The following is a 24855-nucleotide window of genomic DNA, read 5'->3' as shown; positions in this document are numbered from 1 at the left end:
GCCCGGCATACGGCCGAGGCGCCATACCGCCGTGCCCACAGGCACCCCGCCCTCACCCTCATGGAGAAACCCCATGCCGCTGACGACCGCGCCGGACCCCGTCTCCACGAGCCTGAGCGCCGCGATCCTCAACCTGCTGCTGCCACACCACCGCACGACGGACCACCTCGGGCCCACTACGCACGCAGAGGCGTTCCCCCACCAACTACGCCACATATCGGCCTACGTACGAGCCGGAGCCCCCATCGTCTTCACCCTCCCCGGCTTCCCCTGCAAGTCCCCCAACCCGGCCAAGGTCCTCGGCCACCTCCCCGACCAGGGCGAACGTCTCTCGCTCCGCTTCCTCGACTCCCTGTGCAGAGACATCGGCCGGATATACCCACCGGGGGCCCGTATCGTCATCTGCTCCGACGGCCATGTCTTCGGGGACCTCGTCCACGTCCCCGACGACCACATCGACGCGTACGCCGACGAACTGCGCACGCTCATCGCCGCGTCGGGCCTCGACCGGCTCTCCGTCTTCGACCTGCGCGACGTACTCGGCGATTTGTCGCACACCGCCAAACGCACCCACGTCCACGACCGCTACGCCCCGAGCGTGGAGGCCCTGCGCGCCGAGGTCCGTACGGACGAGCAGACCCTCGCCCTGTACCGGGGCATCACCCGCTTCCTGGTGGAGGACACGGCCGGTTTCACCGGAACGCGGTCGGCGCTCCAACGGGAGTGCCGCGTACGGGCGTACGGCGTCATCCAGCGCAGCCGTGCCTGGGGCGACCTGATCGCCGACCACCACGCCCGCGCGGTGCGCCTGTCCATCCATCCGCAGCCGGTCGGAGCCGCCAAGTTCGGCATCCGCCTGCTGGACGCGCCCGATGCCTGGACCACCCCGTGGCACTCGGCGGCGCTGCGGCGCGCGGACGGCACGTGGACCCTGATGCCGAGCGCGGCGGCCGCCCGGCTCGGCCACCTGGTCCACCGGGACGGCCGACCCAGCCACTTCGAGCACCGGCCATAGACCTCCGTCGAGGCCAGTACCTCGTCCGCACTCCCTGACCGCGCCGCCGTCACCACGACCTCCGCGTCCTCGCGGCCCAGGACGGCGGGGCGGCCGGGTCAACTCCAGGGCAGGCGGCGGGCACGCGGCGCCCGCTGGAACGGATCGCCCGCGATCGCCATCTACCCGGGTGCGCACCGACAGGACGGTAGAACTGGGCACAAGGGACACCCAGTCACCATCCAGCCATCCAGCATCCCGCCATCCAGCATCCCGCCATCAGACAGAGAGTCTTCACGGTTCATGGGCCTGACAAGTACCACCGTTCTGCTGCTGGCCGTGATCTGCACGGTGCTGCTGTTCGCCGCGACGATCTGGCTGTGGCCGTTCCTGGCGCGGCGGGGATGGGTGCCGGTCGTGGGCCGGGTGGGTCTGGTTCTGGCGATCCAGGTGCTGCTGTTCTCGTCGGTGGGACTGGCGGCGAACAGGACGTTCCTCTTCTACGGGTCGTGGGCGGACCTGTTCGGACAGCAGACCGGTGTGGGGGTGCTCGGCACGCAGGCCATCGGCAACCCGGGTGTGAAGCTCGTGGCCAAGGAGGAGGTCCCCGTTCCGGGGTCCGGGACGCCCCACCTCAGCGGCGAGGTGCAGAAGATCTCCGTGCAGGGCGAGCGGTCGCGGATCGTCAGCCCGGCGTACGTGTATCTGCCGCCGGAGTACTTCCAGAAGGAGTACGCGCACAGGAAGTTCCCCGCCGCCGTCGTCCTCACCGGCTTCCCCGGCACCGCCGAGAACCTGCTCAAGGGGCTGCGCTACCCCAAGACGGCGTGGATGCAGGTCAAGCAGAAGAAGATGCAGCCGATGATCCTGGTGATGATGCGGCCGACGGTGGCGCCGCCGCGCAACACCCAGTGCGTCGACATCCCCGGCGGACCGCAGACGGAGACGTTCTTCGCCAAGGACCTGCCGAAGGCGATCTCGGGTACGTTCCGGGTGGGCACCGCCCCCCGTAACTGGGGCTTCATCGGCGACTCCACCGGCGGCTACTGCGCCCTGAAGCTCGCCCTCCAGCACCCCGAGGCGTACGCCGCCGGGGTGGGTCTGTCCGCCGACTACAACGCGGAGGTGGACCGCGACTCCGGCGACCTCTTCCACGGCAACAAGCAGGAGCAGAAGCGCGCCAACCTGCTGTGGAGCCTGGACCACCTGCCGCAGGGCAACTCGTCGTTCCTGGTCACGACGTCGAAGCACGGCGAGACCAACTACCGGGCGACGCAGCAGTTCATCGCGAAGGTACGCAGCCCCGCGCACGTCTCGTCGATCACCCTGGACACGGGCGGCCACAACTTCAACACGTGGCGGCGGGAGATTCCGCCGGCGCTGGGGTGGCTGGGCGGGCGGCTGCGGGCGGGGTGAGGGTCCAGGGCCTTCGTCAGGCGACCTTCTCCGCCAGGAAGTCCTCCCAGGTCCGCGCCCCCACGACGGCGTTGTCGAGGGAGCGGTAGGCCCCGGCACGGTAGGCCCCGGACTCCTCGACGGCCCGCTCGGCGCCGAGCTTGGCCTGGAAGTAGCCGAGGGGGACGGTGTCGGCGCCGACGACGGAGATGTAGACGATGTGCAAAGGCCGTGGGTTCGAGCTTTCCGAAGGGGGCTCGTAGCCGAACTCGCGGGTGTGCGTCCATAACGGTACCGAAGCGGGCTCGGGTTCGTCAGGGCCCGGCGAACCGAGGGCCAGGCCGAGAGGAGAGAGGACTCGCCCCTGCTCATACATCGGCTGGGGTGGCGCAGCTCGCTGGGCAGAAGTGCCGTGGTATCCGAACAAAGAATCCTATGTTATGCGCAGTTGGTATATGGGAACAAAATAACTACTCAGCTGTGGCATAGCGCTGGCCCTTCGAAGCACGGTCCAGGAGCCAGCGAGTCTGCGGCTCGCCCCCACGGCCAGGGAGTCTCCATGCCAATCAGTCCGAATCAGGGAAGCACGGGCGGCGGCGCCGCAGTAACCCTCACCGGCACCAACCTGAGCAACGCTACAGCTGTCCACTTCGACGCGGAGAGTGCCGTCATCACGGGCAATACCGGCACGTCCGTGTCGGTTATCGCTCCGTCGGGATGCGGGGTGGCCGCCACAACCGTCACCACACCCGGCGGCACCAGCCGACCGATTCCCTTCTACTACATCCCACCCCCGGTAATCTCGAGCGTTTCGCTGACCTCCGGCCCCACCGCCGGCGGCAGCACCCGCACCCTGACAGGCCGCAACCTCGCCACCGCAATATCCGTAAAATTCGGGGCGGCCAGCGTCACACCGACCGTGGTTTCCGACACTCAGTTGACCGTTGTCACTCCTGCCGCAGCGGCGGGCGCTGTGTCCCTGAGCGTCACCACACGCGGCGGGAGCGCCAGCACCCAGTTCACGTTCGTCGCTCCTCCGACCGCCACCAGTTTCAGCCCCGTCACAGGCCCTCCGGCAGGAAGTACCTTGGTCAGCATCACCGGCACCAACCTGACCACCACCACCGGCGTGACCTTCGGCGGTACCCCGGCCACCTTCGCCGTCCTGACCCCCACGCGCATCGCAGCCATCGCCCCCGCCCACGCACTGGGCACAGTCGCTGTCGTCGTCACCACCACCGGAGGCACGGCCACCGCACCCGGAACCTTCCTCTATCTGTGAGCGGCATGGCCTTACTGGCCGCCCCGTTGGTCCTGAACACCGGCATCGCGGAGGTTGTGTTCGATGAGTCCGGGCTGGTCGAATCGGGGCGTCGGGGTCGGCGCAGTCGTCACCGAACTGGTGCCGTACGTCGCCAAGCCACCAGTCCATCAGGGTGTGCGTCGAGTTGATGGCCGGCACCAGTCGGCCCTTGGGCCCCCGCCCACGACTGCCTTTGCCGTGCCGGACGTGCAGCTTGCCGAAGTCGCCCAGATCCGGCCGCCAGTCACGGATGTCCAGCTTGAGCGTCTCGGTCATGCGCGTCCCGACCCGTCGCCACAGTGAAGCGACCATGTAGTCCCGGGCCGCGGGCAGGAACTTCCTCGCGCCGCCCAGAGAGTCCCGCCATCCGATGAACAACTGGTCCACCTCCGCTTCGGACGGCGGAATCCTCTGCGTTCCGTACTCACTCTTGGCCGGGCGGTTGAACTCGTCGATCGGCTGCACCAGCACATGACCGGTCAGCGCGTGGATGTCGCCCTGGTAGCGGGCGATCAGGAAGTCGAAGAACTGCGCGAGGGCCCACGCCTTGATCTGCACCGTGCTGTGCGCCAGCCGCTTCACCTTGCGCTGATCCGCGAGGAACCGATCCGCGTCCTCCGGACCGCTGGTCCATACCGGCCGGCCGAGGAACCGCACGAACTCAAAGATCGCGCGCCGGTCGTCGGCGATCGAACCGTCCGCCATCCCGGCACCGACCCCTGCGAGCAGGAACTGGTCAACCAGTTCCTGCTCCGGGGCCGGGAACGGAGCCTGGGCGAGGCGCTGCGACCCGAGGCAAGCCAGCCGCTGCCGCCTCCGCTCACCCACTCGGCTATCACGGCGCGATAACCCAGGAGGCCCCAACGGGCGGCGAGAGGCGCGAACACCACGACGACCACCGGGGCTTCACCGCCGAGACCGGGATGAAGTCACAGAGGGACTGGCGGACCACCTACGTTGAAGCCACGGACAGGTGTCCCTGTTGCCGGACGTCACGACGCGGTCCGGGCCATTCGCCGCCTGCGTACCCGGATCTCGGCGGTGTGCGGCGCACTGATCACATGGCGCTCGGGGACGACGCGCGCGGCCAGGGTGACCCCGCTGTCGATGCGGCAGTTGCGACCGACGGCGATGCCGGGTCCGAGGGAGATGTTGTTGCCGGTCTGGGTGCCGTCGCCGATCAGGGCTCCGAACTGGGCGGTGCGGCACCGGTAGAGGCCCCGTTCGGCTCGCATGATGACTTCGCGGTCGGGGCGGCGCATGTTCGCGCACATGTTGATCGCGGCAACAGTGACGGAGGCCGACAGGTGGGCGCCCGCACCGATGATCGTGTGGTTGATGCCGATGCGGTGGCCCAGGACCGACCCTTCGCCGACGAAGGCCCGGGTCACCTCACAGTTGAAGCCGATCAGAGCTCCTTCCGCAAGGACGGCACCCCTGCGGACAGTGGTGAACTCGTGGACCCGGACGTGGGGTCCGACAATCACGTCGTCACCGATGATCGCCGTGGGGTGGATGTACGCGGTGGGGTGGATGCGCTGATCACCAAGGCGGGCCAGGGCCGCCGCGTGCAGGTCGGGCCACTGGGCGAGGAAGTCGGCCAGGTCGTACGCGGCGAGGTCGCCGTACGGGGTCTCCGCCAAGGCGCCCTTGCTGATCCCGCGGGCGTAGTCGGCCAAGTGGACGGAGGGCATGGCTGGGGTTCCTTCCGGTTGAACGGCGGCCTCGGCGCAGCCGCTAGCATCACGGGCTTCGGGGGTACGCCGAGGACGGGAGTGGGTCGTCGTGACGCGACCGCGTGTGAGTGTGGCCGTACTGACCATGGGCAACCGGCCCGCCGAACTGGCCGCCCTGCTGGACTCGGTCGCCAAGCAGGACGAGGCGGCGGCCCGCGTCGTGGTCGTCGGCAACGGCTCGCCCCTGTCCGACCTGCCCGACTGGGTCACGGCCGTCGAACTGGACGAGAACCTGGGCGTGTCCGGAGGCCGCAACGTGGCCATGGACCGGCTCCGCGCGTACGGGGACGTGGATGTCCTGGTGGACCTGGACGACGACGGGCTGCTCGTGGACGCGGACGTCTTCCGGCGGATCGCCGACCTGTACGAGCAGGACCCGAGCCTGGGCATCGTGTCGTTCCGGATCGCGGACGAGTGCGGGGAGACCCAGCGCCGCCACGTACCGCGGCTGCGGTCGTCCGATCCGATGCGCCGGGGCGAGGTGACCACCTTCCTCGGCGGCGGCCACGCGCTGTCCATGGCGATGCTGAAGCGGATCGGCGGCTGGCCGGAGGAGTTCTTCTTCACCCACGAGGAGACCGACCTGGCCTGGCGGGCCCTGGACGACGGATGGAAGGTCCTCTACGAGCCCGCCCTGCTGCTCCAGCACCCCAAGACCAGCCCGGCCCGGCACGCCGTCTACTACCGGATGACCTCCCGCAACCGGGTCTGGCTGGCCAAGCGCCATCTGCCCGCTCCCCTCGTCCCGCTCTACCTCGGCACCTGGACCGTCCTCACCCTCGCTCGTACGCGATCGTTCGGGAGCCTGCGCGCCTGGGTCGGCGGATTCGCCGAAGGGGTGCGCCAGCCGTGCGGCGTGCGGCGGCCCATGCGGTGGTCGACGGTGTGGCGGATGACCCGGCTCGGCCGTCCGCCGGTCATCTAGGCGACGCGTTCGTCCAGCCATTCCGGGATCGCCGCAGGGGTTTTGCGCAACCACTCCACGTATCGGCGGACGCCATCGGGAACGGCCACCTTCGGGGTCCAGCCGAGCATGGCCCGCATGCGGCGAGTGGCCGCGTAACCGCCCAGCGGATCGCCGGGTGGCATGGGGGTCTCCATGAAATGGGCATGGGGATGGTGCTCGCAGATCAACTCCGCGACCTTGCGGATGCTGGTCGGCACGCCCGTGCCGATGTTGACCGTCTCCGTGTGGGTCTGCGGCGACACCATCGCCCGGATGGTCGCTTCGGCCACGTCGTCGACGTGGATCAGGTCCCGGACCTGGTGGCCACCGCCGTTGAGGCGCAACGGCAGGCCGAGTGCGGCGCGTGCGGCGAACCAGGCCACCACCCAGGAGTGGCTGCCGGGCTTGACGGTCTGGGGCTCGCCGTAGACGGAGAAGTAACGGACGACCGTGTACGACGTGCCGACCGCGCCGAGCGAGAGCGCCGTCTGCACCTCACCCCACGCTTTGGTGTTCGCGTAGACCGACATCGGTCGCATGGCAGAGGTCCGCTCATGGAACTGGGGCGCGATGCGCCCGTACACGGACTCCAGGAGCTGGCGCATGGTGAGCAGCTCCGGATTCTGGGTGTCCTCGGCGTTCCCGTCGCCGTACACGCTCGCGGAGGAGACGTACACGAAGCGCCGGACGCGTTCGCTGGCGGCGACGGCGTCCAGGAGGACCTGGGTGCCGGTGATGTTGGTGTCGATGGCTGTACGGGGCTGGCGGGTGCAGGCGGCGACGTCGGCGATGGCTGCCGCGTGGATCACGTAGTCGCACTCGGGCACGAGGCGGCCGACGACGGCGGTGTCCCGTACGTCCCCGGCGATCACGTCGGAGCCGCTCGTGTCGATGCCGAACAAGTCGCGGTAGACGTGGGGCGGGTAGGCGTCCAGCGTGCACAGGGCGAGGGGACGGGCACCGAGTTCGCGCAGGCGCGCGGTGATGCGGGAGCCGACGAGTCCGGCCCCGCCGGTGACCAGGACCGTGCGGCCCGCGAGCTGGGCGAGGGGGGTTCGAGGGTTGTGCACGGCGCCTCCTGCGGCAGGGGGTTCATGTCGGGATGCCATGGCTGGCGTCATTCCGTTTCCAGCGCCGGAGCCGATGGGCGCTTGAAACGGAATGACCAGGCGCGCCCGCCGTAGCTCGGGCCACGCCCTGCCGTCCTGCGAGCTGCTGGAGTCGGGGACGGCGCTGAGAGCTCCGGCATCCGGTACTGGGCCGATGGGGGCCCGGATGCCGGAGCGGCCTAGCTCGGCTGCGTGTCCGGTGCCGATAACCCAGTGGTGGGCTGGGTGGCCAGGGGCGCCGGCAGATGGTCACGCAGGGACCACGCCGGTCCGGCGAGGCCGACCACGAGCAGGAAGGTCGTCATCCAGGCCACACCCTCCGAGGCGTGGTGGGGCCGGGCGCTGAGGCGGGGCAGGCACGTCCGAGTCACAAGTGTCTCCGTTGCAGAAGGTGAGGAGGACAGCGGCGACCCGATCAAGCGGTGCAGATCCCCGTACGGGCCGCCGCCTCGTCGCCACCGGGAAAGGGGAGCTGCGGCATTCGTGCCGTAACACCCGGTGGCAAATCCGATTCAAATGCCTGCCCTACAAGGCGAATAGGACCCAAGATGTAACCCCGCGTCATCCCGCGTAACCCAGTCCAGAAGGGACCTGACGGCGATGGACCAGTCAGGGAACGGCATCGCGCGTCTCATCCGACAGGCGTGCGAGGAACGCGGCTGGGGTCCTTCCAAGCTGGCCCGTGCACTCGGGCTCGCCGCCCAGCGGGGTCCCGACGGCATGTCCCGCCAGTACGCCCGGAAACTGATGGTCGGGGAGCGCAACCCGGACTGGTGGCTCCCCTACGTGGTCCAAGTCTTGGACCTGGAAGTAGCGCAGGCAGCAGATACCGCACAGCCGATCGACCCCATCATCGATACCGTGGCTGCAATTCTGGCTCTTGGGAGGAGCGACGTGGACCGTAGGGGATTTCTTGCCACCTCCAGCGGCGCGGCCTTGTCCCTGCTCGGCGTGCCGGACCCTGAAGCCATCACACGTCGAGTGCGCAACTCCTCCCCCACTGCCGTCCGGGTCGGCCAGGGGGAAGTGTCTGCCATCCTCCGTATGGTCAAGGCGCTGGGCGACAGCGCGGCCGAATACGGCGGCGGCCACGTAAAGAAGATCGCCATCGACTACCTCACCGGCAGCGCAGGCCCCTGGCTGGACGGCCTCTACACCGAGGCCACCGGGCAGCAGCTGTACGCCGCCACCTCCCAACTCGCCCACCTCATCGGCTGGATGGCCCAGGACGAGGGCGACGACACCAAGCACCAGGCCCTCGCCCGGCACTATTACGCCCATGCCTACCGCCTCGCCGACGAATCAGGCGAGCAGGAGCTCGCGGCCACCGCCCTGCGCGGCCTGACCGTGCAGGCCATCGGCCTCGGCCCCAAGCACCGGGCGGAGGCACTGGCCCTGTCGGAGAAGTGCATGGACCACGCCCAGCACCTCGACGACCCCCGCGCCATCGCCTACTACCAGTCCACCCTCGCCGAGGCCGCCGCCCTCAACGGCGACCACCGGCTCGCCACGACGTCCCTCTCCGCATCCGAGACCCAGATCGAGCGCACCGCCACTACACCGACCGGCGACTCCTGGGCCTCCCACTTCACGATCGGCCGCTGGGCCTACACGTCCGGGACCATCCTCGCCAGGATGGGCGACCTGGCCGGCGCCCGCGAACAGCTCCACACCGCCCTGGAGATCCACGGCCTCGACCGCCGCCGCTCCCGCGCGACCGTGCTCGGCCACCTCGGAGAGATCCACCTCCAGCAGGGCGACCTCGACGGCGCCCTCACCGCCTGGACCGAATTCCTGGACTGCGCCGAAGGCGTCCAGTCCATCCTCGTCCGCGACGCCGCCGAAGACATGCGCGTCCGCCTCGCACGCCATCAGCACGTACCCGAAGCCCGCGACCTGTCCCAGCGGGCCTCCGTTCTCCTGGCCCGGCCGTGATGGCACGCCAGCCGAGACAGGGGAAGCGGGCCTCACGCCTGATGAGTCGCCGCCTTCGGCCGACGAGTACAGCCGGACTGAGCGTGACCCTGGAGGCACGAGGCCCCCAGCACACCGAGGGCGGTGTCAGGTCGGCGGAAGTCACAGGCAGGGACGCCCTCGGGCGGACGGTCGGTGCGCACTCATGCGACCACGTTACCTGTGGGCGAGTGCCGACGAGAGTGGATCGATCCGGTTGCCACGACCGGTCGGTGGCCTCGCTCTCACGCCTCGGCGAAGCGGATCGCGTACCGGATGCCCGCCGTACCGGACGCCGATCCCGTACGCGTCATGGATCGGCGCTCCGGCCTCAGCAAAGGCCCGCGCGAGGAACGGGCCGACCTTCGAGTGGGGCGTGACGAAGCCCTCAGCGGGGTTCTTCGTAGCGTCTCGTCGAGGTCACGCAGACCGCGCCAGGCGAGACGCTGTACGTCGGCGACCACCCGGCGAACGACGTCGGCCCCGCCCGCGTCGCAGGCATGAGGACGGCGCACCTTCGCCGCGGCCCGTGGGGCTATCTGTGGGCGGACGCAACGGAGGCGGCCGCTGCGGACTGGCGGATCGACTCCCTGGACGACCTCGTACGGATCGCTACGGGGTAGACGGAAGCGAACGACCCCAACCCGGGCTCCGGGCAGGGTCGTTCACGTACGCGCGGCGTGCACGCATGGGGATCTGGAGGCGAGCCAAGACGAAAGCCCCACCCCGGCAGGGGGTGGGGCTACGGATGACCCGCGGAGCCGACCGCGGGTACCGTTCTGGTGTCGAGTCAGAACGGAGTTCAGTATGCACTCTCTTCCGCATGACCACACCGGCGCGCGCATCAAGCGCTTGCGCGCCGAAAGGCACCTCACCCAGAGGGCCCTCGCCGACCTCTCCCTCGTCCCCTACAGCACGCTGACCAAGACAGAACAGGGCGTCATCCCGACCTCGCCGTATGTTGCTGCTGCCGTCGCCCGCGCCCTCGGTGTCGAGGTCTCCACGGTCACCGGGCAGCCGTACGTCGCCGAGCTGCGCGCAGACGAACTGGATGTGCTGATAAGGCCGATCCGCGAGGCCCTGGACGTCTACGACCTCGGGGCCGACCCGGACATCAGGCCCCGCGCACACCGTCTCTTGGCCGACGAAGCGGAAGCGCTCCTCGTCGCCGTGCGGGCGGGCGCGATCAAGCAGGTCGCGAGCCAGGTCCCGGGGCTGATTCAGGAGGCGACGACGGCCGCCCACGCCGCGCCGAGCCGGGACGCCTGGCTTCTTCTCGCCAGCACCTACCGCACGGCGTACGACGTTGCCTCGAAGCTCGGCTACTACGACCTGGCGACGATCGCTCTCACGCGCATGGACTGGGCCGCGCAGCGTGGATCAGACGCGGTCGTCGGCGGCATGTACCGGTACATGAGGGCCCTCACCTACATGCGTGCCGGGCAGTACCGCACCGGGGAGCGGCTCGTCGACCTCGGCCTGCGCACTCTCGAACAGGCCGAGGACAGCCGGGAGCGCGACGTGTTGACGGGGCAGTTGCATCTCGGCGCCGCGGTCATGGCCGGCCGCTCGAAGGATGGCGATCGAGCAACCGGGCACCTGGACGAGGCGGAGAGACTCGCCGAGTCAACGGGTGAGGCCGTTGCCGTGCACTGGCTGTCGTTCGGACCGACGAACGTCGGTGTCCACCGGGTCTCGGTGCTGGCCGAGCTGGACGAGTACGGGGAAGCTGCGGAGGCCGCGCGGGGGCTTGCCATCCCGACGGACTGGCCGGCGTCCCGGCGAAGTCATCACTACGCCGAGGTCGCGCGGGCGCAGATGTGGACGGGCAACCTGGCCGAATCGTTCCGGAATCTGGTGAAGGCGCGCAAGGCAGCGCCGCAGCAGGCGAGGTATCACCCCACGGTCCGGGAGACGTACTCCGGGTTGGAAGCCGCGAAGCGCCAACTGCCGGATTCGTTCCTGTCGTACGGCTCATGGCTGGGCGCATAACCCTGCGCGAATCCTTGGCCCAGACTATCAACGTGCCGTGATAGTCAGGGCCTTGGCATGGGTGGACTCTGTCGGCACCAGCCCCGATGACATGGAGCCGACCATGGTCCGTCGCCACACTGCTGGGGGTCGCGAGCGCCGTCGCGTAATTGCTGACGCTGCGTCTGGCGTACTGGCCCCTCATACTGCCGATCCCAAGGAGCCCGACAACCCGGCGCAGTACCGCCGCTGCGAGGTCTGCCACGAGCCGGGCGCGGACGTCGTCACCCGGATGTTCGTCGCCACCTCCGGCGGTGATCACACGAGTTACGCACACCGTGGCTGTGCCGAGGTGACCGGGGCCGCCAAGGTTCTGGACGGCAGGGCGTGGGGGCCGGTCCAGTTCGCCCCCGCCCGCGCGGCCACCGGCGGCTGCTGCGTCGCCATGTACGCCTGTATCTCCGACAGCGAGGTGATCACGCCGTGATGAACCAAGCCAGCAGAGCCATCACCGACTGGCTCGCCTCCGCGCACCACGTGCCCGCGCAGGCCCGGCGCGAGTTCGACGTGGGTATCGCCCTCGTGCCGACCGGCGAGAAGTTCGACGCGATCCGCCTGCCCGCCGACGTCGTCCACGCAGCGGCGAGCAGCGAAGACCCGGACGCCGTCGCCGCATACCTCGCCGACGCCTTCGAGGACGGGGCCGTCATCCACGACGCGTACGGCATCGGTGTCTGGTACTACGCACTCGTCCCACCGGGCACGCACGCCCACTGGCAGGTGCCAGGCGTGGAGTGCCTTCGCCCGGGGACATGGCTGGGAGTGCCCCGCGTCGACCTCACCGCACGACCCGGCCCGTACTGGACCCTGCCACCCCGCGCGGTGGGCTGCCTGTGCGCGGCCCAAGCCGTGGCCGACCTCGTCGCGCTCGGGCAGAACAGGGTGCGCCCGACGCCGACGCCGGAGCGCACGCCATGAGGTCCGTGATCCGCTACGCGGAATGGACCCTCGGCGCCGACACCACCCCCGGCGCCTCGGGGCCGATCTACGTCATGGAGTGCACCACCTGCCTCACCACCTCCCCGCCCTCCGACGAGAGGACGGAACCGGAGGACTGGGCAATCCGGCACACCGCCAGGCAGCACGGCCACACCGGCTTCCGAGCCGTCGTGACCTCGTTCGCTCGGGTCACCCCGGCTCCCGGCAACCCGCTCTACGAGCGCATAGAGGCCAAGTGAGCCGAGCAGCGGGCCCGCAGCCTCACGCCGCGAACCCCACATTCGTCACGTACTCGTACTGCCCCCACTGCGACCCCAAGTCCTCGATGACGTCCGTCCACGCCCCGTCAAGCGCCTCCTCGTCCGCCGCCGCCCACGCCTCGACGATGCGGTCCCAGCGGCGTACGTTCAGGGCGCGGTACTCCACCACCCGCTGGCGCGGACGCGGAACCTGGGACTGGTTGAGCGGGTGCAGCTCCACCCGCGTGCCGCCCGCCGAGTTGAGGCGCCGCAGCAGATGGCGGGCCACGTTGTGGCGGCGGACCGTCCAGTACGCCGCGTCGATCCGCTCCAGGTTCGCCCGCGACGGGCTACGCCTGCCCTCCAGCCACGCCTTCACCGTACGGTCGGTGACCGTGAGCCCCGCCTCCCGCGCCGCCGCCCACGCGTGCGGCGTACGCGTCAGGTAGTGCAGCCGCGCCATCAGGCCTCGCTTGACGGTGACCGGCGTCGCGATGCCGCCCGCCAGCCCGTCCAGGACCCGGGACACGGCCTCGCTGCCCTTGATGCCGCGCGCCCCGTACTTGCCGAACTCATGGCTCTGCTCCGGCACTTCAGCCCTCCTCGCCCTCAGCGACAGCGCCAGCGGTATACGTGTCCTTGACCTTGACCTCCGTCACGCCCCGGCCCTCCGCGAACACCCCGCGCCAGTCGCCGATCACATGGAGCTCGTCGGTGCCCATCGCCCGTACCACCGCCAGGCCCTCCTCGTGCGCCTTGTACGCCTTCATCCAGAGGTTGGCGAACGCCTGGGAGCGGATGATGTGCATCCAGTCGGGACGGTACAGCTCGCGGTTGTAGTTCGACTCCCCCATCGTGGAGACGAACTTGGAGTACATCGCCTTCACGTACTCCAGCGTCACCTCGTCCCCGTCCGCGATCGCCGCGTCACGGGCGTCCTTCAGTGCGATACGGAACTTCTCCAGGAGGTTCTCCGTCGCCCCGGACGTGAACGACTCGTGGATCTCCGGGGGTTCGCACATACCGTACTTCGGTCCCGACAGGCGTTGCAGCAGGCGCAGGGTCGGCTCGGTGACCCACAGCGGGCCGGGCTCGTCGCGGTTGCCGATCGGGTTCGGCAGTACGTCCTCGTGCTCCCACGCCGGCGGTGTGATCAGGTGTACGCCCGCCCGGCGCCGGTCGTGCGCGAACCCCGTGGAGTGCTCCAACTGCCCGAGGGGGAGGTGGGTCTTCAGGGCCGACAGGTACGCGCCGTTGATGTCGAGCGCCGTCACCTCGTGCTCGCCCGGCGGCAGCTCGCGCCGCGTCCACTTGGGGCGCGCCTCCCAGATCTGGTCGGCGCCCTTGGCCGTCTGCTTGCGCAGCACGTCCGGGATCCAGGGGTGGGCGATGATGTCGTAACGCGCGCCCTTGCGCGACTCGTCCAGCAGCCGCATCGCGTCCGGGATCGCCCGCTTGACCAGCGCGGCGGTGGCCACCTCGATGTCCCCGTGATGCTCGGCGAGGGCGCCGCGCACGGCCTGGGTGACCAGGTCGGAGGGCTCGGGGCGGGGGGGCTGGAAGGCTCGGCGGGTGGGGGGTTTGGCGGACCCCGCCGGGGGCTGGGTGAAGCTGGTCGAGGACTTGGCGGGCTCCGGTGGGGACTTGGCGGGCCTGGACGATTCCGTACGGGCTTGATCCGGCGCGCCGGACGCCTTTTCCGTACGAGCCGGGGCCTCCGGGGCCGCTGAGGCCGAAGCCTCCTCCTCGCACTCCGCCGGATCCAGATGCTGCGCGAACCCCGCCACCCGCTGCCGGGCCGGACGCCCGCACAGCACGCACGGCTCGGGCGCGCCGAGCTGCTCGACGTCGTCCCCAACCTCATCCACCGGTTCGGGCTCAGCCACAGGTACAGGTACAGACTCCGGCTCCGGCTCCGGCTCGTACTCCTCCAGCCGCTCCCGCAACCCCTCCAGCAGATACGCGTACCGCGTACGCAGCTCGCCGGACGGGTCGCGGCCCGTCTCCCAGCCGGTGACCGTCGACGGGCTCACCCCGAGCGCGCGGGCGACCTGCGCCTTCGAGAGGCGGGCGGCCTCGCGCAGCCGCAGCCGCTGGGCGGGCGCCGGGAGCGCGGCCTCGGGCCCGACCGAGGCGAGCAGCGAGTCGATCGCGTCGAAGTCGCTCACCGCCCCGCCACCCCGTCCTTCACGTTCCTGTTCCCGTTCACCTTCACGTCGAGCAGTGCCTCGCACGCCCGGGTCGGACCGGCCAGCAGGTCCAGCGGGCCGATCCCGTAGTGCGCGGCCAGCACGTCGCAGTCGCGCAGGCTCCACGCGGTGGTGCCCGCCTGACGCCGCGACACCTGGGTCTGCGTCAGGCCCAGCACCACGGCCAGTTCCCGCTGCGACTCGCCCGTCGCCTGCATCAGCGCCGCCACGGTCAACCGCAGCGACTCCTCCAACCCCAGTCCCATGCGCCCCACCCTACCAAGGGGTGATGCGCTTTCCGCATGGAATGGCGACAGGTCGCATAGTGACGACCAACCGACTATCTCAGCTGTTCGGCGAGGAAGTCCTCCCAAGTGCGCTCGCCCAGCATGGCCGTGCCGTCCATGGAGAGGTTCTCGCCCGCCCGGTACGCGCGCCCCGCCTTGCCCGGCATCGGCACCGGGACCAGCAGGCGGCGCGTGCCGCGGGCCTGGAGGTACGTACGGATCAGGTCCCCCATCCCGTACACCTTCGGCCCGGCCAGGTCGGGCGCCTGCCCGGACGGCTCGCGCAGGGCCAGCTCGACCAGCCGCTCCGCCACGTCACGCGAGTCGACCGGCTGGAAGCGCAGGCCCGCCGGGACGGGGACGACCGGCAGCTTGGCCATCTTCTGGGCCATCAGCAGGATCAGGTCGTAGAACTGGGCCGCCCGCAGCCCCGACCACGGAATGCCGGACGCCCTCACCGCCTGCTCGGACGCCAGCTTCGTCCCGAACCAGCCCAGCGGGACGCGGTCCGCGCCGATGACCGAGATGTAGACGAAGTGGCGCACCCCGACGTCGCAGGCGACCCGTACGAGGTTGCGGGTGGCCTCGTCGTCGCCCTTGGGGCCGCCCGCCAGGTGCAGGACGACGTCGGCGCCGTCGACCGCGATCCCGAGCCCCTGGGGCCGCAGCAGGTCGGCGGCGACGTACTCGACACCGCCGACGTCCTCGCGACCGTGGCGGCTGAGCACGCGTACGTGGTGGCCCGCGTCCAGCAGGAGCGGGACGACATGGCCGCCGAGCGTGCCCGTGCCACCGGTGACCAGGATCGTTGACGCCATCGCTGCTGCTCCTCACCTCGTTTCGTAGAAGATGAGCAGGTTCGCGGTGATCTACTTCTCTGACACACCGCGCGTGAGGAATGTGACCGGAGGAATGGGGCCGATGGACGAGCACATAACGCAGAGTCAGAGTCAGGCAGAGACCCTGACGGAGCGTTTCGAGGAGGACCGGGCCCATCTGCGGTCGGTGGCCTACCGGATGCTCGGCTCACTCAGCGAGGCCGAGGACGCCCTGCAGGACGCCTGGCTGCGCGCGAGCCGCGCCGACATCAGCGACGTCGAGAACCTCGGCGGGTGGCTGACGACGGTGGTGGCGCGGGTGTGCCTGAACATGCTCCGCACCCGCCGCACCCGTGGCGAGGACCCGCTGGACGAGGTGACCCCCGACGCCGACACGGGCCCCGACCTGGAGGAGGGGCGGCCCGACCCCGAGCAGGAAGCGGTCATGGCCGACTCGGTCGGGCACGCGCTGCTCGTCGTACTCGACACGCTCTCCCCGGCGGAACGGCTCGCGTTCGTACTGCACGACATGTTCGCCGTGCCCTTCGACCAGATCGCCCCGATGATCGAGCGGACCCCGGCCACCGCCCGCCAACTGGCCAGCCGGGCCCGCCGCCGGGTCAAGGGCGGGACCACCGCGCCCGACCCCGACCTGTCCCGCCGCCGCCAGGTCGCCGAGGCCTTCCTGGCCGCCACGCGCGAGGGGAACTTCGAAGCCCTGGTCACCCTCCTCCACCCCGACGTGGTCCTGCGCGCCGACAAGGCGGTCGTCCCCTCCCCCGAGCCCATCTTCCTCGGCGGCGCGGTCACCGTCGCCCAGGCCGCGATGGCCGCGATCGGCCGCGCCCGCTTCACCGGCGTGGCCCTGATCAACGGAACCGCCGGCCTCACCATGGCCCCGTACGGCCGCCTGCGCGTGGCACTCCGCTTCACCTTCACCGACGACACGATCACCGAGATCGACGTCATCGCGGAACCGGCCCGCCTGAGCGAACTGGAGATTACGGTCGCGGACGCCTGACGGCGGACCACCACAGGTCGGCCCGGCCCGGCTCGGCGAACCCGGGGCCGGGCCGACCTGCGCCAACACACCGACTACGCTCACCGATCATGCGACTTTCGGCCGACGCCATCCTGTTCGACAGCGACGAGACGCTCGTCTCCAGCATGCGCTCGGTGGTGCGGGCGTGGACGGGGTGGGCCGCGGCGTACGGCATGACCCTTGAGGACGTCGCCCGGGTCGAGGTGCACGGGCGGCCGGCCGCCGCGATCGTGGCCGAGCTGCTGCCCGCCGCGCAGGTCGCCGAGGCCGTGGCCCGGCTGGAGGACGCCGAGGTCGCGGACGCGGTCGCGGGCGGCGTCGTGGCCGTCCCGGGCGCGCCCGAACTCCTCGCCGCGCTCCCGCCGGACCGCTGGGCCGTGGTGACGTCCGGCACCCGGCGCGTGGCCGAGGCCCGTCTCGCCCAGGTCGGCATCCACCCCGCACACCTGGTCACGGTCGACGACATCACCCACCACAAGCCCCACCCCGAGCCGTTCCTGCTGGCGGCCGAGCGGCTGGGCGTCGCCCCGGCCCGCTGCGTGGTCGTCGAGGACGCCCCCGCCGGCCTGACCTCGGGCCGGGCCGCCGGAATGAAGACGGTCGCCCTCACCAGGACCCACCAGGCCCACGAACTCGACGCGGACGCGACCGTCGCCGACCTCACCGCCGTATCCGTACGGGTCACGGCTACCGGCCTGGAGATCACCGTCGGCTGACCGGCACAGACCGCCGCACGCCCGGCGGATACGTGAAAGGCAGAGCCTTGCGCGACCATCGCGCGGGCGTGCCTTCTTCGTGCCTATTGCGTTGTACGGGCATGAATGTATGTCGAGTTTTCAGCACTGCCTTGGCAGGGTCGGCGTTGGTGGCTGCAATGGCACCTTCTGCTCAGGCGTTTGACCTCGGCCGGACCATCAGCAGCGCCGCGCAGACGCCCTCCGTCGCCGGGCAGCGGGCGAAGCCCGTGGCCGAAGGGATTGGCGGGCCCAATCTGAACACGCGGGTCAAGGCCGTCGGGGATGCCGTGAAGGACGGTACGGATGCGGTGAAGGACGGTACGGATGCGGTGAAGGCCGGTACGGACGCCACCAAGGCCGGGCACGGCCTGGTCAGTTGAGTTCGCGGGCAGCTTCAGGGGAGTCTCATCATCCCTTGCCCGACCTTTCCGCCCTCGGGGATCACCCGGGGGCGGACTTCCGTTTTGTGCGACTTTAATGGCGGGTGGGACATTGTCCGTTGGTACGGGTAGTACAGGTGGTACGGATCACGTGAATCGCATGGACGGTGTCGAATTCGATCTCGCCGATCCACGCTTCTGGACACTGCCCCGCGAACGCCGCCACGAAGCCTTCGCCCTGCTGCGGCAGTTGGACCGGCCCGCCTACTTCGTCGAGCGGGCCGGAGGCGGGCGGCGGCGGCCCGAGCGCGGGTTCTACGCGCTGGTGCGGCACGCCGACGTCGTCGAGGCCAGCCGACTGCCCGAGGTGTTCGCCAGCGCCCCGGGAGCCACCGCGCCCGAGCCGCCGCGCTGGGTGCGGGGGGTGTTCGGGGACTCCATGGTCAACCTGGACGGGCCGCGCCACGCCCAGCTGCGGCGCGTCGTCTCGCGCGCCTTCACCCCCCGCGTCCTCGCCGACGCCGAGAGCGGGATCCGGGACCTCGCCACCCGTATCGTCGACGACCTCGTGGCCACCGGGGCCGACGAGTTCGTCTCCGCCGCGGCCTCGCGCATGGCCTTCGAGGTCATCTGCGACATGCTCGGCGTGCCCGAGCCTGGCCGGGTGGAGATCGCCCGCCAGGTCGACCGGGCCTCCGAGAACGCCGGGGTCGCCCGTACGCTGCGGTCCCGCATCCGGGTGCCCGGGCGCGGGCTGCGCGCGCTGGGCCGGATGCAGCTCACCGTCGCCGCGCTCGGGCGCGAGCGGCGCCGGCGGCCCACCGGGGACCTCATCTCCGCCCTGGTCAGCGCCGACGTCGACGGCCAGGCCCTCAGCACCCGCCAGCTGGGCTCCTTCTTCTCACTGCTCATGGTCGCCGGCGTCGAGACCACCCGTAACGCCATCGCCCACGCGCTCGTCCTGCTCACCGACCACCCCGAGCAGCGCGAACTGCTCACGTCCGACTTCGAGCGGTACGCCGACGGCGCCGTGGACGAGATCGTCCGCGTCTCCACGCCCATCATTCAATTCCGGCGGCATGTGATCCGTCCTCATACTCTGGGCGGGCAGGCCTTTGTGCCCGCGGACCGGGTCATGCTGCTGTACGCCTCCGCCAATCGCGACGAGGCCGTGTTCGACCGCCCGGACGTCTTCGACATCACCCGGCGGCCCAATCCCCATCTGGGGTACGGGGGCGGCGGGCCCCATTACTGCCTGGGTGCCCATCTCGCCCGCGTCGAGATCAAAGCCCTGTTGCGCGAACTGCTGAGCCGCCCGCTCGCCCTGCGCGCCGTGGGCGTGCCGGAGCTGGGGCATTCCAATTTCGACAACCGCGTACGCGCGCAGCGGTGTGCGTTCGCCTCCAAGTGAGACCGGGTGAGGCCGCGCCCATGTAACCCGTAGCCCCGTAGCTCCGGTCTCCGTAGCCCCGTCCCCGTAGCCCCGAACAGATCATCCGACTTGCGCTAGATGGGTTGCCGCGCCCCCCCACCCGTACAGACACGCCCGCGGATGCGGTCCTTCTCGCAATGCCCGGAGTATTCCTATGACCATCTGGTTTTTCTCCCCGCATTCCTGTCGGAGGGTTTGTTCGGCATGCACAACATCTCTGGTTCTGTCGCACGGGCCGCCCTGGTGGCAGGCCTCATCACCACACTGAGTACGGCGTACAGCGCTGCCGCCGCCAGTGACGATCCCGTAGGGGACCGTTCCTCCACGTCGCCGGGTGCGGCGTCCGTCCCGTTCGCCGTCCAGGCCGACAGCGACGCTGACTCCACATCAGGCCCCACATCAGGCCCCACATCAGGCTCCACATCAGGCCCGCGCGATGACCACGACGGTTACACCCGCGACGACCACGACCGCCCTGGCTACGCCCGCGATGACCACGACGGTTACACCCGCGACGACCACGACCGCCCTGGTTACGCCCGCGATGACCACGACGGTTACACCCGCGACGACCACGACCGCCCTGGTTACGCCCGCGACGACCACGACGGTTACACCCGCGACGACCACGACCGCCCTGGTTACGCCCGCGACGACCACGACGGTTACGCCCGCGACGACCACGACGGTTACACCCGCGACGACCACGACGGTTACACCCGCGACGACCACGACCGCCCCGGCTACGGGCACGACAACGGCACCAGTGACGACTACGGCGACGACTACGGCCATGAGTACGGCAGCGACACCCCCCGCCCGCACCCCTCCCACCACCCCTCCAAGCCCCCCCGCCCGCACCCCACTCCCACCCACACCAAGCCGACCCACCCGGGGACTCCCAGCCACACCACCCCGCCCGGCCACACCACCCCTCCGGATGAAGACGAGCCGCCGCAGCTGGCGGAGACCGGCAGAGACAGCCTGCCGCTCTTCCTCGGCGCGGCCGGCGGGACGCTGCTGATCGCCGGTGGAGGCGTGCTGGCGCTGAGCCGGCGCGTGGCCCGCCACCGCCAGGCGCATTAAACCTCCGTTACGTCCGCACGCCGGGCGCGTTCAGCCAAGGCAGCTGCGGCTTCGCGGTGACCGTCGGCCGTCGGGGCCCTGAAGCGTTGGGGCAAACAAGGGGAACTTGATCTCTCGTATCGCGAAGACCGTCGCCGTCCTCGCCGGAACGGGTGCGGTGGCGCCGAGCGGTGCCGGCATGGCCACGGCCGAAGCTGGGGCGCACGGCGAAGCGTCGCACTCCCCGGGTGTGCTGTCCGGCAACCTGATCCAGGTCCCGGTCCACGTGCCGGTCAACGTGTACGGCAACACCATCAAGGTGATCGGCCTGCTGAACCCGGTGTTCGGCAACCACTGAGAGAACGAGAGCGGCCACCACGGAGGCTACGGGCGCTGAGCCCGTCCGTCGACGGCGGTTCACTCACGTACGGCCCCCGGGTCTTCCCGGGGGCCGTACGCGTGTGCGCCGAGCGGTCAGTCCGCGTACTTGTAGATCTTGCGGTGGTCCAGGAGCTCCGCCGGGGTGGTGTTCCACGGGGGCATCCGCTCCTTGAGGGCGGCGACGCGGCCGTACTGGGGGTCGTCGGAGTCGGGCGGCCGGACGGGGCGGTAGCCCGACTTGGGGTGGCGGGTCTGCCAGCGGGACCAGATGAGGTCGACGAAGGCGTGGTGGAGCCAGAAGACCGGGTCGTTGACGGCGCCGCCGCCGATCATGGTGCCCCCGATCCAGCGGTGGACGCGGTTGTGGGTGCGCAGCTTGTCGGTGCCGGCGCCGTCCGTCCAGCCCTCCATCTTGTTGCGGAAGCCGGTGGGGCTCAGGGAGTTCCAGGGCTGGACGTCGTAGACGGAGTCGGCGAGCACGCGGTTGAGGTCGTCGCGCGACGGCAGGTCGAAGTGGTTGCCGCGGCCGAAGGCGTTGCCGAGGTCGCGGGTGAGGAAGGGGTCCTCGGTCACGGCGGTCTCGATCCTCCAGCGGCCGTGCCGGTAGGCGAAGGGCCCGGTCATCACCTGGAGGTCCTCTCTGCGCCCGCTGCCGCCCATGAAGTCCTCGGCCCACAGCGACGACGAAGGCGAGTTGTCCCGGGTCCAGTCCCAGTACGGGACGGTGACGCGGGGGTTGACCGCCCGCAGCTCGCGTTCGAAGTCGAGCAGGAAGCGGCGGTGCCAGGGCAGGAAGGAGGGCGCCATGTGGGCGACGCGCAGCCCCTCGTCCCCGTCGCCGACGAAGTACTCGATGTGGGTGCGGACGAACCGGTCGTACTTGCCGCGGCGCTTGAGCTCCAGGACGGCGTTGACGAAGGCCCGCTTCTCGGCCTTCGTGAGGTTCTTCTGGTTCTTGCGGATATACACCATGCGGGTTGTGTCACCTGGCCTGTCGTAAGCGGGGCATCACTTGCCGTGGACCGGGGCGGCGGCCAGACGGGCGGAGCCCAGCACATCGACCGCCGCGCGGACGGCCTCCAGCGGCGTCGCGTACGAGGTGTAGTGGTCCACCGAGCTGATGTACGTGCCGTCGGCGCGGCGCATCAGGTGCAGATGGCGGCCGTCGATGAGGGCCTCGTACCCCGCTCCGACCGCGCTGTGGCCGCCCGGCGCCGGGTGCGGGATCGGCGCGAGAGGGCCCGGCGGGCGGTCGGGGAACCGGCCCGTCTCCGCTGCCGCCGCCTGCGCGTGCATGTCGGCGAGGACCGTGCGGCCCTGGATGCGGCGGCCCCGGTAGGTCTCGTCGAACGCGGTGGGCAGGCCGGCGCGGCCGGCGGACGCCTCGCGGTCGGTGTCGCGCCAGAGCTCGGCCGGCTCGGCCGGATCGGCCGTGTCGGCCTCGGCGCCGGGGGCGGGGGCGGCGTTGATACGGGCGAGGGTGCCGCCGGCGAAGCTGACGACCGTCAGGGTGAACAGGCCGCGCAGCACTCCGCGCCGGGTGGAGGCGGGGGCCGTCCACCGGGGGCGGCCGGGCCACAGTGCGCCGGGGCGGGGCAGGCGAAGCCGCTTGAGGCCGGGGCGCCGCTGCGGCACCGGGTCTTCGGTGATCACACAGGTCTCCGTTCTGTCCCGGGGCTGATCACTTACAGCCCGGGGCTGATCATGCACAAGGGGGCATTCGGAACAACGAAACCGCCCCGAAACCGTTCCGGCCGTGATTGATCACTTGGTGTCGGGTCCGGCGGATGGCCGTGACCCTCCCAGCGGCCGGTCGTTGCTGCGGACAGGGCAGAGGAGAATGAACGCCTGCTGGGGTCCCGGAGGCCTACGCACTTCCGGGACCTTGGTCTTTACCCCCGGCCCTTTGCGCTCCCCCGATCCTTGCGCTTCTGGCTTCTTCGCGCGTCGGCTTCTGACGGGTCGACAGCCCTCACCACTCACATGCAGTAGTTGCGCGCCCGCTCAGCGCGACAAGTGGTATTTGTCGGATTAGCGTCCTTGATGTCCGTGTTCACCACATCAGGAGACACCGAGAATGACGCTTCGTCAGATAGCTGTAGCCGCCGCCCTGTCCGCCGTGGCGATCCTTCCGGTCGCCGGCGCCGCCCAGGCAGCGCCCCACACGGCCCGTACCCCGGCATCGGCGGCACTTGCGTGCGGGTACGGCGAGAAATGCAAGGACAAGGGCAAGGACAAGAACAAGGACCACCGGGAACACGGCCGCTACGACAACCACGGTCGTCACGACAACCATGGTGGCTACGGCCACGACGGTCGTGACGACCACGGCGGCCGCTACGACCACCGCGGCAGAGACCTCCTCGCCCTGCTGTTCGGGGTGCTCTAGCTCCCACCCGGTCTGCACATGAGAACGGCGTGTGCCACGGACGACGAAGTCCGCGGCACACGCCGTTTCCGTACGCCCTGAGGCTCGGCGGGAGCTGCCTGCGCAGGCGGCGGACCGGGAGGACGCAGTGGCCCGCGCTGGTGAGCGTCTCCCCCTCGCCCACGAACGCCCGCAGCAGCTCCTCGGTGACCGGCCTGCCCGGGACCGCCTCGGGCCAGGCGCGGGTGGCGAGGATGAAGTGCGCGACGTCCTCGGCCCGCGCGGCCGCCAGCCACTCCGGGGGCATGGCGCACTGGACCTTGAGTTGAGGCAACGTCAGGGCCGGCTGGCCGCCCTCCAGAAGGAGCGTCACCGGCGTCGTCGCCCCGTGGTCGGCGTCGTTGACGGTCCCGGCCCGGCATGCCGATCTCGTCGAGCAGCTCCCGGACGGCCGTCTGGGCGCCCTCGGGGCCACCTTCGCCGTCACCCGGCGAGTACGCCATGAGAGAGGCCACGTCACGGCCCTCTCCGGGGCGCGGGCCGCTCCAATCGAGCAGGGCGAGGGTGCCCAACTGGGCGGTCCTGGAAGGGCGTACGGCACTGGAAGCTGAGGTCATACCGGGGCTCTAGCGACATCGTTGGGACATCAGGGGCAAAAGCTACTTGTCAGGGCGAATCGGATTACCGGCCCGCCCCGCCCCGGGCGGACGCGCCGCCTGCCGCGCCCGTCCCCTGCCCCGTCACGCCGTCCCCGGTCCTGACCCGCCACCCGGGCACCGGGACCTGGCGAATTTCCCGTTCCCGGGATTTCCGAAATACGGCGGACCCCCGGTCCCGTACCCCCGCAATCCCGATCCCCCGATCCCCGTACCCCCGTACCCCCGTAAAGAAATTCCCCGCGATTTATCAGTGGCCGACCGGAAGGCCGCCGAGAAGTCCCGCCGGGGCAATGCCATTGGTCTTGTTCAGACCACCCGCGGCCTGACCGGCCGTGCGGAACAGGGAGTCACGCTTGCTCGGGTCGAGGGCCTGCGCCTCGACGATCGTCGGCTTCGGGTCGGCGAGCGCCCGGCTCGCCAGCGCCTCACGCCCGCCGTTGAGGCTGGTGGGGGGCATGCCAGTGGCGCCGAAGCCACTCGCCGCGAACGCCGGGGTCGCGGCCCCCACCACTGCCAGGGAACCGGCAACGATCGCGGCAACCTTCATCGGCTTCATCATCATTCCTTCCGGAGGCGACGTTTCGTCGCGGTTTACGGTTCGCTGTATGTGCTATTCGAAGTGTCACACGCTTCCTCTTGGCTAACGACCTCCCCGCCCGAGGGAAACCCGGCAGTCGGGAAATTGTTGCCGGACCACTCGTATGAAGTGGGCCACGCCGATACTCGTACGAAACGAATCTTCCTATCAGCATCCAGGAAGCTGTATCCCGGCAGCCGTACAGCACGAGGCGGGGGGGGTGGTCTGGGGGTGCGGAGCGGGGGTTTGGGGGGGGGGGGGGACTTCTCCCTCAC

The 24855-nt window shown here is 70.2% G+C and carries 29 protein-coding genes and 2 pseudogenes; 18 read left to right on the top strand and 13 right to left on the bottom strand.

What is annotated here, in order from left to right; genetic code table 11:
• Window positions 1–73: 73 nt before the first annotated feature.
• The gene (locus ACZ499_RS13750) at window positions 74–1015 is read left to right on the top strand and encodes an L-tyrosine/L-tryptophan isonitrile synthase family protein (RefSeq protein ID WP_468674735.1); all 942 of its coding nucleotides are present in this window, start codon (window positions 74–76) and stop codon (window positions 1013–1015) included.
• A gap of 282 nt (window positions 1016–1297) precedes the next feature.
• On the top strand, window positions 1298–2410 hold the full coding sequence (locus ACZ499_RS13745; RefSeq protein WP_468674733.1) for an alpha/beta hydrolase: 1113 nt from the start codon (window positions 1298–1300) through the stop codon (window positions 2408–2410).
• Window positions 2411–2426: 16 nt separating this feature from the next.
• On the opposite strand, the gene ACZ499_RS13740 is transcribed toward ACZ499_RS13745, so the two are convergent.
• Window positions 2427–2615, bottom strand: a complete 189-nt coding sequence (locus ACZ499_RS13740) for a hypothetical protein (RefSeq protein ID WP_468674731.1) — start codon at window positions 2613–2615, stop codon at window positions 2427–2429.
• A gap of 333 nt (window positions 2616–2948) precedes the next feature.
• Here ACZ499_RS13740 and ACZ499_RS13735 point away from each other — a divergent pair, with 333 nt between their 5' ends.
• Together ACZ499_RS13735 and ACZ499_RS13730 are read left to right on the top strand one after the other, a co-directional pair.
• The gene (locus ACZ499_RS13735) at window positions 2949–3671 is read left to right on the top strand and encodes an IPT/TIG domain-containing protein (RefSeq protein ID WP_468674729.1); all 723 of its coding nucleotides are present in this window, start codon (window positions 2949–2951) and stop codon (window positions 3669–3671) included.
• Between the two features lie 492 nt (window positions 3672–4163).
• Window positions 4164–4541: a hypothetical protein gene (locus ACZ499_RS13730; protein WP_468674727.1), complete on the top strand. Its 378-nt coding sequence runs from the start codon at window positions 4164–4166 to the stop codon at window positions 4539–4541.
• A gap of 143 nt (window positions 4542–4684) precedes the next feature.
• Here the strand turns inward: ACZ499_RS13730 and ACZ499_RS13725 are convergent, their stop codons facing one another.
• Window positions 4685–5386 (bottom strand): LbetaH domain-containing protein, encoded by a 702-nt coding sequence (locus ACZ499_RS13725; protein WP_468674724.1) that lies wholly within the window; start codon window positions 5384–5386, stop codon window positions 4685–4687.
• 127 nt (window positions 5387–5513) lie between these two features.
• Between ACZ499_RS13725 and ACZ499_RS13720 the strand changes: the two genes are divergently transcribed.
• Complete coding sequence (locus ACZ499_RS13720) at window positions 5514–6353, top strand: glycosyltransferase family 2 protein (protein WP_468675020.1); 840 nt, start codon at window positions 5514–5516, stop codon at window positions 6351–6353.
• Here ACZ499_RS13720 and ACZ499_RS13715 read toward each other — a convergent pair.
• Entirely contained in the window at window positions 6350–7444 is a 1095-nt protein-coding gene (locus ACZ499_RS13715) for an NAD-dependent epimerase/dehydratase family protein (RefSeq protein WP_468674721.1), read from the bottom strand. The two genes, ACZ499_RS13720 and ACZ499_RS13715, sit on opposite strands and share 4 nt — an antisense overlap.
• Before the next feature lie 218 nt (window positions 7445–7662).
• A complete protein-coding gene (locus ACZ499_RS13710; protein ID WP_468674720.1) occupies window positions 7663–7854 on the bottom strand; it encodes a hypothetical protein in 192 nt (63 codons plus the stop codon).
• Window positions 7855–8527: 673 nt separating this feature from the next.
• Between ACZ499_RS13710 and ACZ499_RS13705 the strand changes: the two genes are divergently transcribed.
• The 6 genes from ACZ499_RS13705 (at window position 8528) to ACZ499_RS13680 (ending at window position 12645) form a co-directional block, all read left to right on the top strand.
• Window positions 8528–9418 (top strand): tetratricopeptide repeat protein, encoded by an 891-nt coding sequence (locus tag ACZ499_RS13705; protein ID WP_468674719.1) that lies wholly within the window; start codon window positions 8528–8530, stop codon window positions 9416–9418.
• Between the two features lie 464 nt (window positions 9419–9882).
• On the top strand, window positions 9883–10059 hold the full coding sequence (locus ACZ499_RS13700; RefSeq protein WP_468675019.1) for a hypothetical protein: 177 nt from the start codon (window positions 9883–9885) through the stop codon (window positions 10057–10059).
• A 184-nt stretch (window positions 10060–10243) separates the two neighbouring features.
• A complete protein-coding gene (locus ACZ499_RS13695; protein WP_468674717.1) occupies window positions 10244–11428 on the top strand; it encodes a helix-turn-helix domain-containing protein in 1185 nt (394 codons plus the stop codon).
• A 103-nt stretch (window positions 11429–11531) separates the two neighbouring features.
• Window positions 11532–11894 carry a hypothetical protein gene (locus ACZ499_RS13690; RefSeq protein ID WP_468674716.1) on the top strand — a complete coding sequence of 121 codons (363 nt, stop codon included), beginning with the start codon at window positions 11532–11534 and terminating at the stop codon, window positions 11892–11894.
• Complete coding sequence (locus ACZ499_RS13685) at window positions 11894–12385, top strand: hypothetical protein (protein WP_468674714.1); 492 nt, start codon at window positions 11894–11896, stop codon at window positions 12383–12385. Before ACZ499_RS13690 ends, ACZ499_RS13685 begins: the two co-directional genes overlap by 1 nt.
• Window positions 12382–12645, top strand: a complete 264-nt coding sequence (locus ACZ499_RS13680) for a DUF7848 domain-containing protein (RefSeq protein WP_468674712.1) — start codon at window positions 12382–12384, stop codon at window positions 12643–12645. The genes ACZ499_RS13685 and ACZ499_RS13680 overlap by 4 nt, the downstream gene beginning before the upstream one ends.
• Before the next feature lie 22 nt (window positions 12646–12667).
• Here the strand turns inward: ACZ499_RS13680 and ACZ499_RS13675 are convergent, their stop codons facing one another.
• From ACZ499_RS13675 to ACZ499_RS13660, 4 genes are all read right to left on the bottom strand, one after another.
• Complete coding sequence (locus ACZ499_RS13675; protein WP_468674709.1) at window positions 12668–13237, bottom strand: transcriptional regulator; 570 nt, start codon at window positions 13235–13237, stop codon at window positions 12668–12670.
• 1 nt (window position 13238) lies between these two features.
• Window positions 13239–14813: a helix-turn-helix transcriptional regulator gene (locus ACZ499_RS13670; protein ID WP_468674707.1), complete on the bottom strand. Its 1575-nt coding sequence runs from the start codon at window positions 14811–14813 to the stop codon at window positions 13239–13241.
• Window positions 14810–15100, bottom strand: a complete 291-nt coding sequence (locus tag ACZ499_RS13665) for a helix-turn-helix domain-containing protein (RefSeq protein ID WP_468674706.1) — start codon at window positions 15098–15100, stop codon at window positions 14810–14812. Before ACZ499_RS13665 ends, ACZ499_RS13670 begins: the two co-directional genes overlap by 4 nt.
• A 74-nt stretch (window positions 15101–15174) precedes the next feature.
• Window positions 15175–15939 (bottom strand): SDR family oxidoreductase, encoded by a 765-nt coding sequence (locus tag ACZ499_RS13660; RefSeq protein WP_468674703.1) that lies wholly within the window; start codon window positions 15937–15939, stop codon window positions 15175–15177.
• A gap of 103 nt (window positions 15940–16042) precedes the next feature.
• Between ACZ499_RS13660 and ACZ499_RS13655 the strand changes: the two genes are divergently transcribed.
• From ACZ499_RS13655 to ACZ499_RS13630, 6 genes are all read left to right on the top strand, one after another.
• A complete protein-coding gene (locus tag ACZ499_RS13655) occupies window positions 16043–16960 on the top strand; it encodes a sigma-70 family RNA polymerase sigma factor (protein ID WP_468674701.1) in 918 nt (305 codons plus the stop codon).
• Window positions 16961–17049: 89 nt separating this feature from the next.
• A complete protein-coding gene (locus tag ACZ499_RS13650; RefSeq protein ID WP_468674699.1) occupies window positions 17050–17697 on the top strand; it encodes an HAD-IA family hydrolase in 648 nt (215 codons plus the stop codon).
• A gap of 158 nt (window positions 17698–17855) precedes the next feature.
• The gene (locus tag ACZ499_RS13645; RefSeq protein ID WP_468674697.1) at window positions 17856–18098 is read left to right on the top strand and encodes a hypothetical protein; all 243 of its coding nucleotides are present in this window, start codon (window positions 17856–17858) and stop codon (window positions 18096–18098) included.
• 160 nt (window positions 18099–18258) lie between these two features.
• Window positions 18259–19509 (top strand): cytochrome P450, encoded by a 1251-nt coding sequence (locus tag ACZ499_RS13640; RefSeq protein WP_468674695.1) that lies wholly within the window; start codon window positions 18259–18261, stop codon window positions 19507–19509.
• A gap of 225 nt (window positions 19510–19734) precedes the next feature.
• Window positions 19735–20616, top strand: coding sequence for a hypothetical protein (locus ACZ499_RS13635; protein ID WP_468674693.1), 882 nt, complete (start codon window positions 19735–19737; stop codon window positions 20614–20616).
• A 109-nt stretch (window positions 20617–20725) separates the two neighbouring features.
• The gene (locus ACZ499_RS13630; RefSeq protein WP_468675017.1) at window positions 20726–20953 is read left to right on the top strand and encodes a chaplin; all 228 of its coding nucleotides are present in this window, start codon (window positions 20726–20728) and stop codon (window positions 20951–20953) included.
• Window positions 20954–21069: 116 nt separating this feature from the next.
• On the opposite strand, the gene ACZ499_RS13625 is transcribed toward ACZ499_RS13630, so the two are convergent.
• Together ACZ499_RS13625 and ACZ499_RS13620 are read right to left on the bottom strand one after the other, a co-directional pair.
• Entirely contained in the window at window positions 21070–21948 is an 879-nt protein-coding gene (locus ACZ499_RS13625) for a tyrosinase family protein (protein WP_468674692.1), read from the bottom strand.
• 36 nt (window positions 21949–21984) lie between these two features.
• Window positions 21985–22629 carry a tyrosinase family oxidase copper chaperone gene (locus ACZ499_RS13620; RefSeq protein ID WP_468674688.1) on the bottom strand — a complete coding sequence of 215 codons (645 nt, stop codon included), beginning with the start codon at window positions 22627–22629 and terminating at the stop codon, window positions 21985–21987.
• 424 nt (window positions 22630–23053) lie between these two features.
• Here ACZ499_RS13620 and ACZ499_RS13615 point away from each other — a divergent pair, with 424 nt between their 5' ends.
• Window positions 23054–23365, top strand: a complete 312-nt coding sequence (locus ACZ499_RS13615) for a hypothetical protein (RefSeq protein WP_468674685.1) — start codon at window positions 23054–23056, stop codon at window positions 23363–23365.
• A gap of 160 nt (window positions 23366–23525) precedes the next feature.
• Here ACZ499_RS13615 and ACZ499_RS13610 read toward each other — a convergent pair.
• The 3 genes and pseudogenes from ACZ499_RS13610 to ACZ499_RS13600 form a co-directional block, all read right to left on the bottom strand.
• Window positions 23526–23717 (bottom strand): annotated as a pseudogene (locus tag ACZ499_RS13610) (DUF5949 family protein); the annotation flags it as partial.
• A gap of 103 nt (window positions 23718–23820) precedes the next feature.
• Window positions 23821–23961 (bottom strand): annotated as a pseudogene (locus tag ACZ499_RS13605) (DUF5949 family protein); the annotation flags it as partial.
• A gap of 289 nt (window positions 23962–24250) precedes the next feature.
• Window positions 24251–24559, bottom strand: a complete 309-nt coding sequence (locus ACZ499_RS13600; protein ID WP_468674683.1) for a hypothetical protein — start codon at window positions 24557–24559, stop codon at window positions 24251–24253.
• Window positions 24560–24855 lie beyond the last annotated feature (296 nt).

It is taken from the genome of Streptomyces sp. NPDC031265 (genome assembly GCF_055570295.1).
Note: the sequence above shows the minus strand (reverse complement) of the source record. Positions and strands in the feature narration are given on the sequence as shown.

Excerpts from the sequence above, each read along its gene's own strand:
- ACZ499_RS13750 (WP_468674735.1), top strand. The coding sequence starts at position 74 with ATGCCGCTGACGACCGCGCCGGACCCCGTCTCCACGAGCCTGAGCGCC.
- ACZ499_RS13745 (WP_468674733.1), top strand. The coding sequence starts at position 1,298 with ATGGGCCTGACAAGTACCACCGTTCTGCTGCTGGCCGTGATCTGCACG.
- ACZ499_RS13735 (WP_468674729.1), top strand. The coding sequence starts at position 2,949 with ATGCCAATCAGTCCGAATCAGGGAAGCACGGGCGGCGGCGCCGCAGTA.
- ACZ499_RS13730 (WP_468674727.1), top strand. The coding sequence starts at position 4,164 with ATGACCGGTCAGCGCGTGGATGTCGCCCTGGTAGCGGGCGATCAGGAA.
- ACZ499_RS13725 (WP_468674724.1), bottom strand. The coding sequence starts at position 5,386 with ATGCCCTCCGTCCACTTGGCCGACTACGCCCGCGGGATCAGCAAGGGC.
- ACZ499_RS13720 (WP_468675020.1), top strand. The coding sequence starts at position 5,514 with ATGGGCAACCGGCCCGCCGAACTGGCCGCCCTGCTGGACTCGGTCGCC.
- ACZ499_RS13705 (WP_468674719.1), top strand. The coding sequence starts at position 8,528 with ATGGTCAAGGCGCTGGGCGACAGCGCGGCCGAATACGGCGGCGGCCAC.
- ACZ499_RS13695 (WP_468674717.1), top strand. The coding sequence starts at position 10,244 with ATGCACTCTCTTCCGCATGACCACACCGGCGCGCGCATCAAGCGCTTG.
- ACZ499_RS13690 (WP_468674716.1), top strand. The coding sequence starts at position 11,532 with ATGGTCCGTCGCCACACTGCTGGGGGTCGCGAGCGCCGTCGCGTAATT.
- ACZ499_RS13685 (WP_468674714.1), top strand. The coding sequence starts at position 11,894 with ATGAACCAAGCCAGCAGAGCCATCACCGACTGGCTCGCCTCCGCGCAC.
- ACZ499_RS13680 (WP_468674712.1), top strand. The coding sequence starts at position 12,382 with ATGAGGTCCGTGATCCGCTACGCGGAATGGACCCTCGGCGCCGACACC.
- ACZ499_RS13665 (WP_468674706.1), bottom strand. The coding sequence starts at position 15,100 with ATGGGACTGGGGTTGGAGGAGTCGCTGCGGTTGACCGTGGCGGCGCTG.
- ACZ499_RS13660 (WP_468674703.1), bottom strand. The coding sequence starts at position 15,939 with ATGGCGTCAACGATCCTGGTCACCGGTGGCACGGGCACGCTCGGCGGC.
- ACZ499_RS13655 (WP_468674701.1), top strand. The coding sequence starts at position 16,043 with ATGGACGAGCACATAACGCAGAGTCAGAGTCAGGCAGAGACCCTGACG.
- ACZ499_RS13650 (WP_468674699.1), top strand. The coding sequence starts at position 17,050 with ATGCGACTTTCGGCCGACGCCATCCTGTTCGACAGCGACGAGACGCTC.
- ACZ499_RS13645 (WP_468674697.1), top strand. The coding sequence starts at position 17,856 with ATGGCACCTTCTGCTCAGGCGTTTGACCTCGGCCGGACCATCAGCAGC.
- ACZ499_RS13640 (WP_468674695.1), top strand. The coding sequence starts at position 18,259 with ATGGACGGTGTCGAATTCGATCTCGCCGATCCACGCTTCTGGACACTG.
- ACZ499_RS13635 (WP_468674693.1), top strand. The coding sequence starts at position 19,735 with ATGCACAACATCTCTGGTTCTGTCGCACGGGCCGCCCTGGTGGCAGGC.
- ACZ499_RS13625 (WP_468674692.1), bottom strand. The coding sequence starts at position 21,948 with ATGGTGTATATCCGCAAGAACCAGAAGAACCTCACGAAGGCCGAGAAG.
- ACZ499_RS13615 (WP_468674685.1), top strand. The coding sequence starts at position 23,054 with ATGACGCTTCGTCAGATAGCTGTAGCCGCCGCCCTGTCCGCCGTGGCG.
- ACZ499_RS13600 (WP_468674683.1), bottom strand. The coding sequence starts at position 24,559 with ATGAAGCCGATGAAGGTTGCCGCGATCGTTGCCGGTTCCCTGGCAGTG.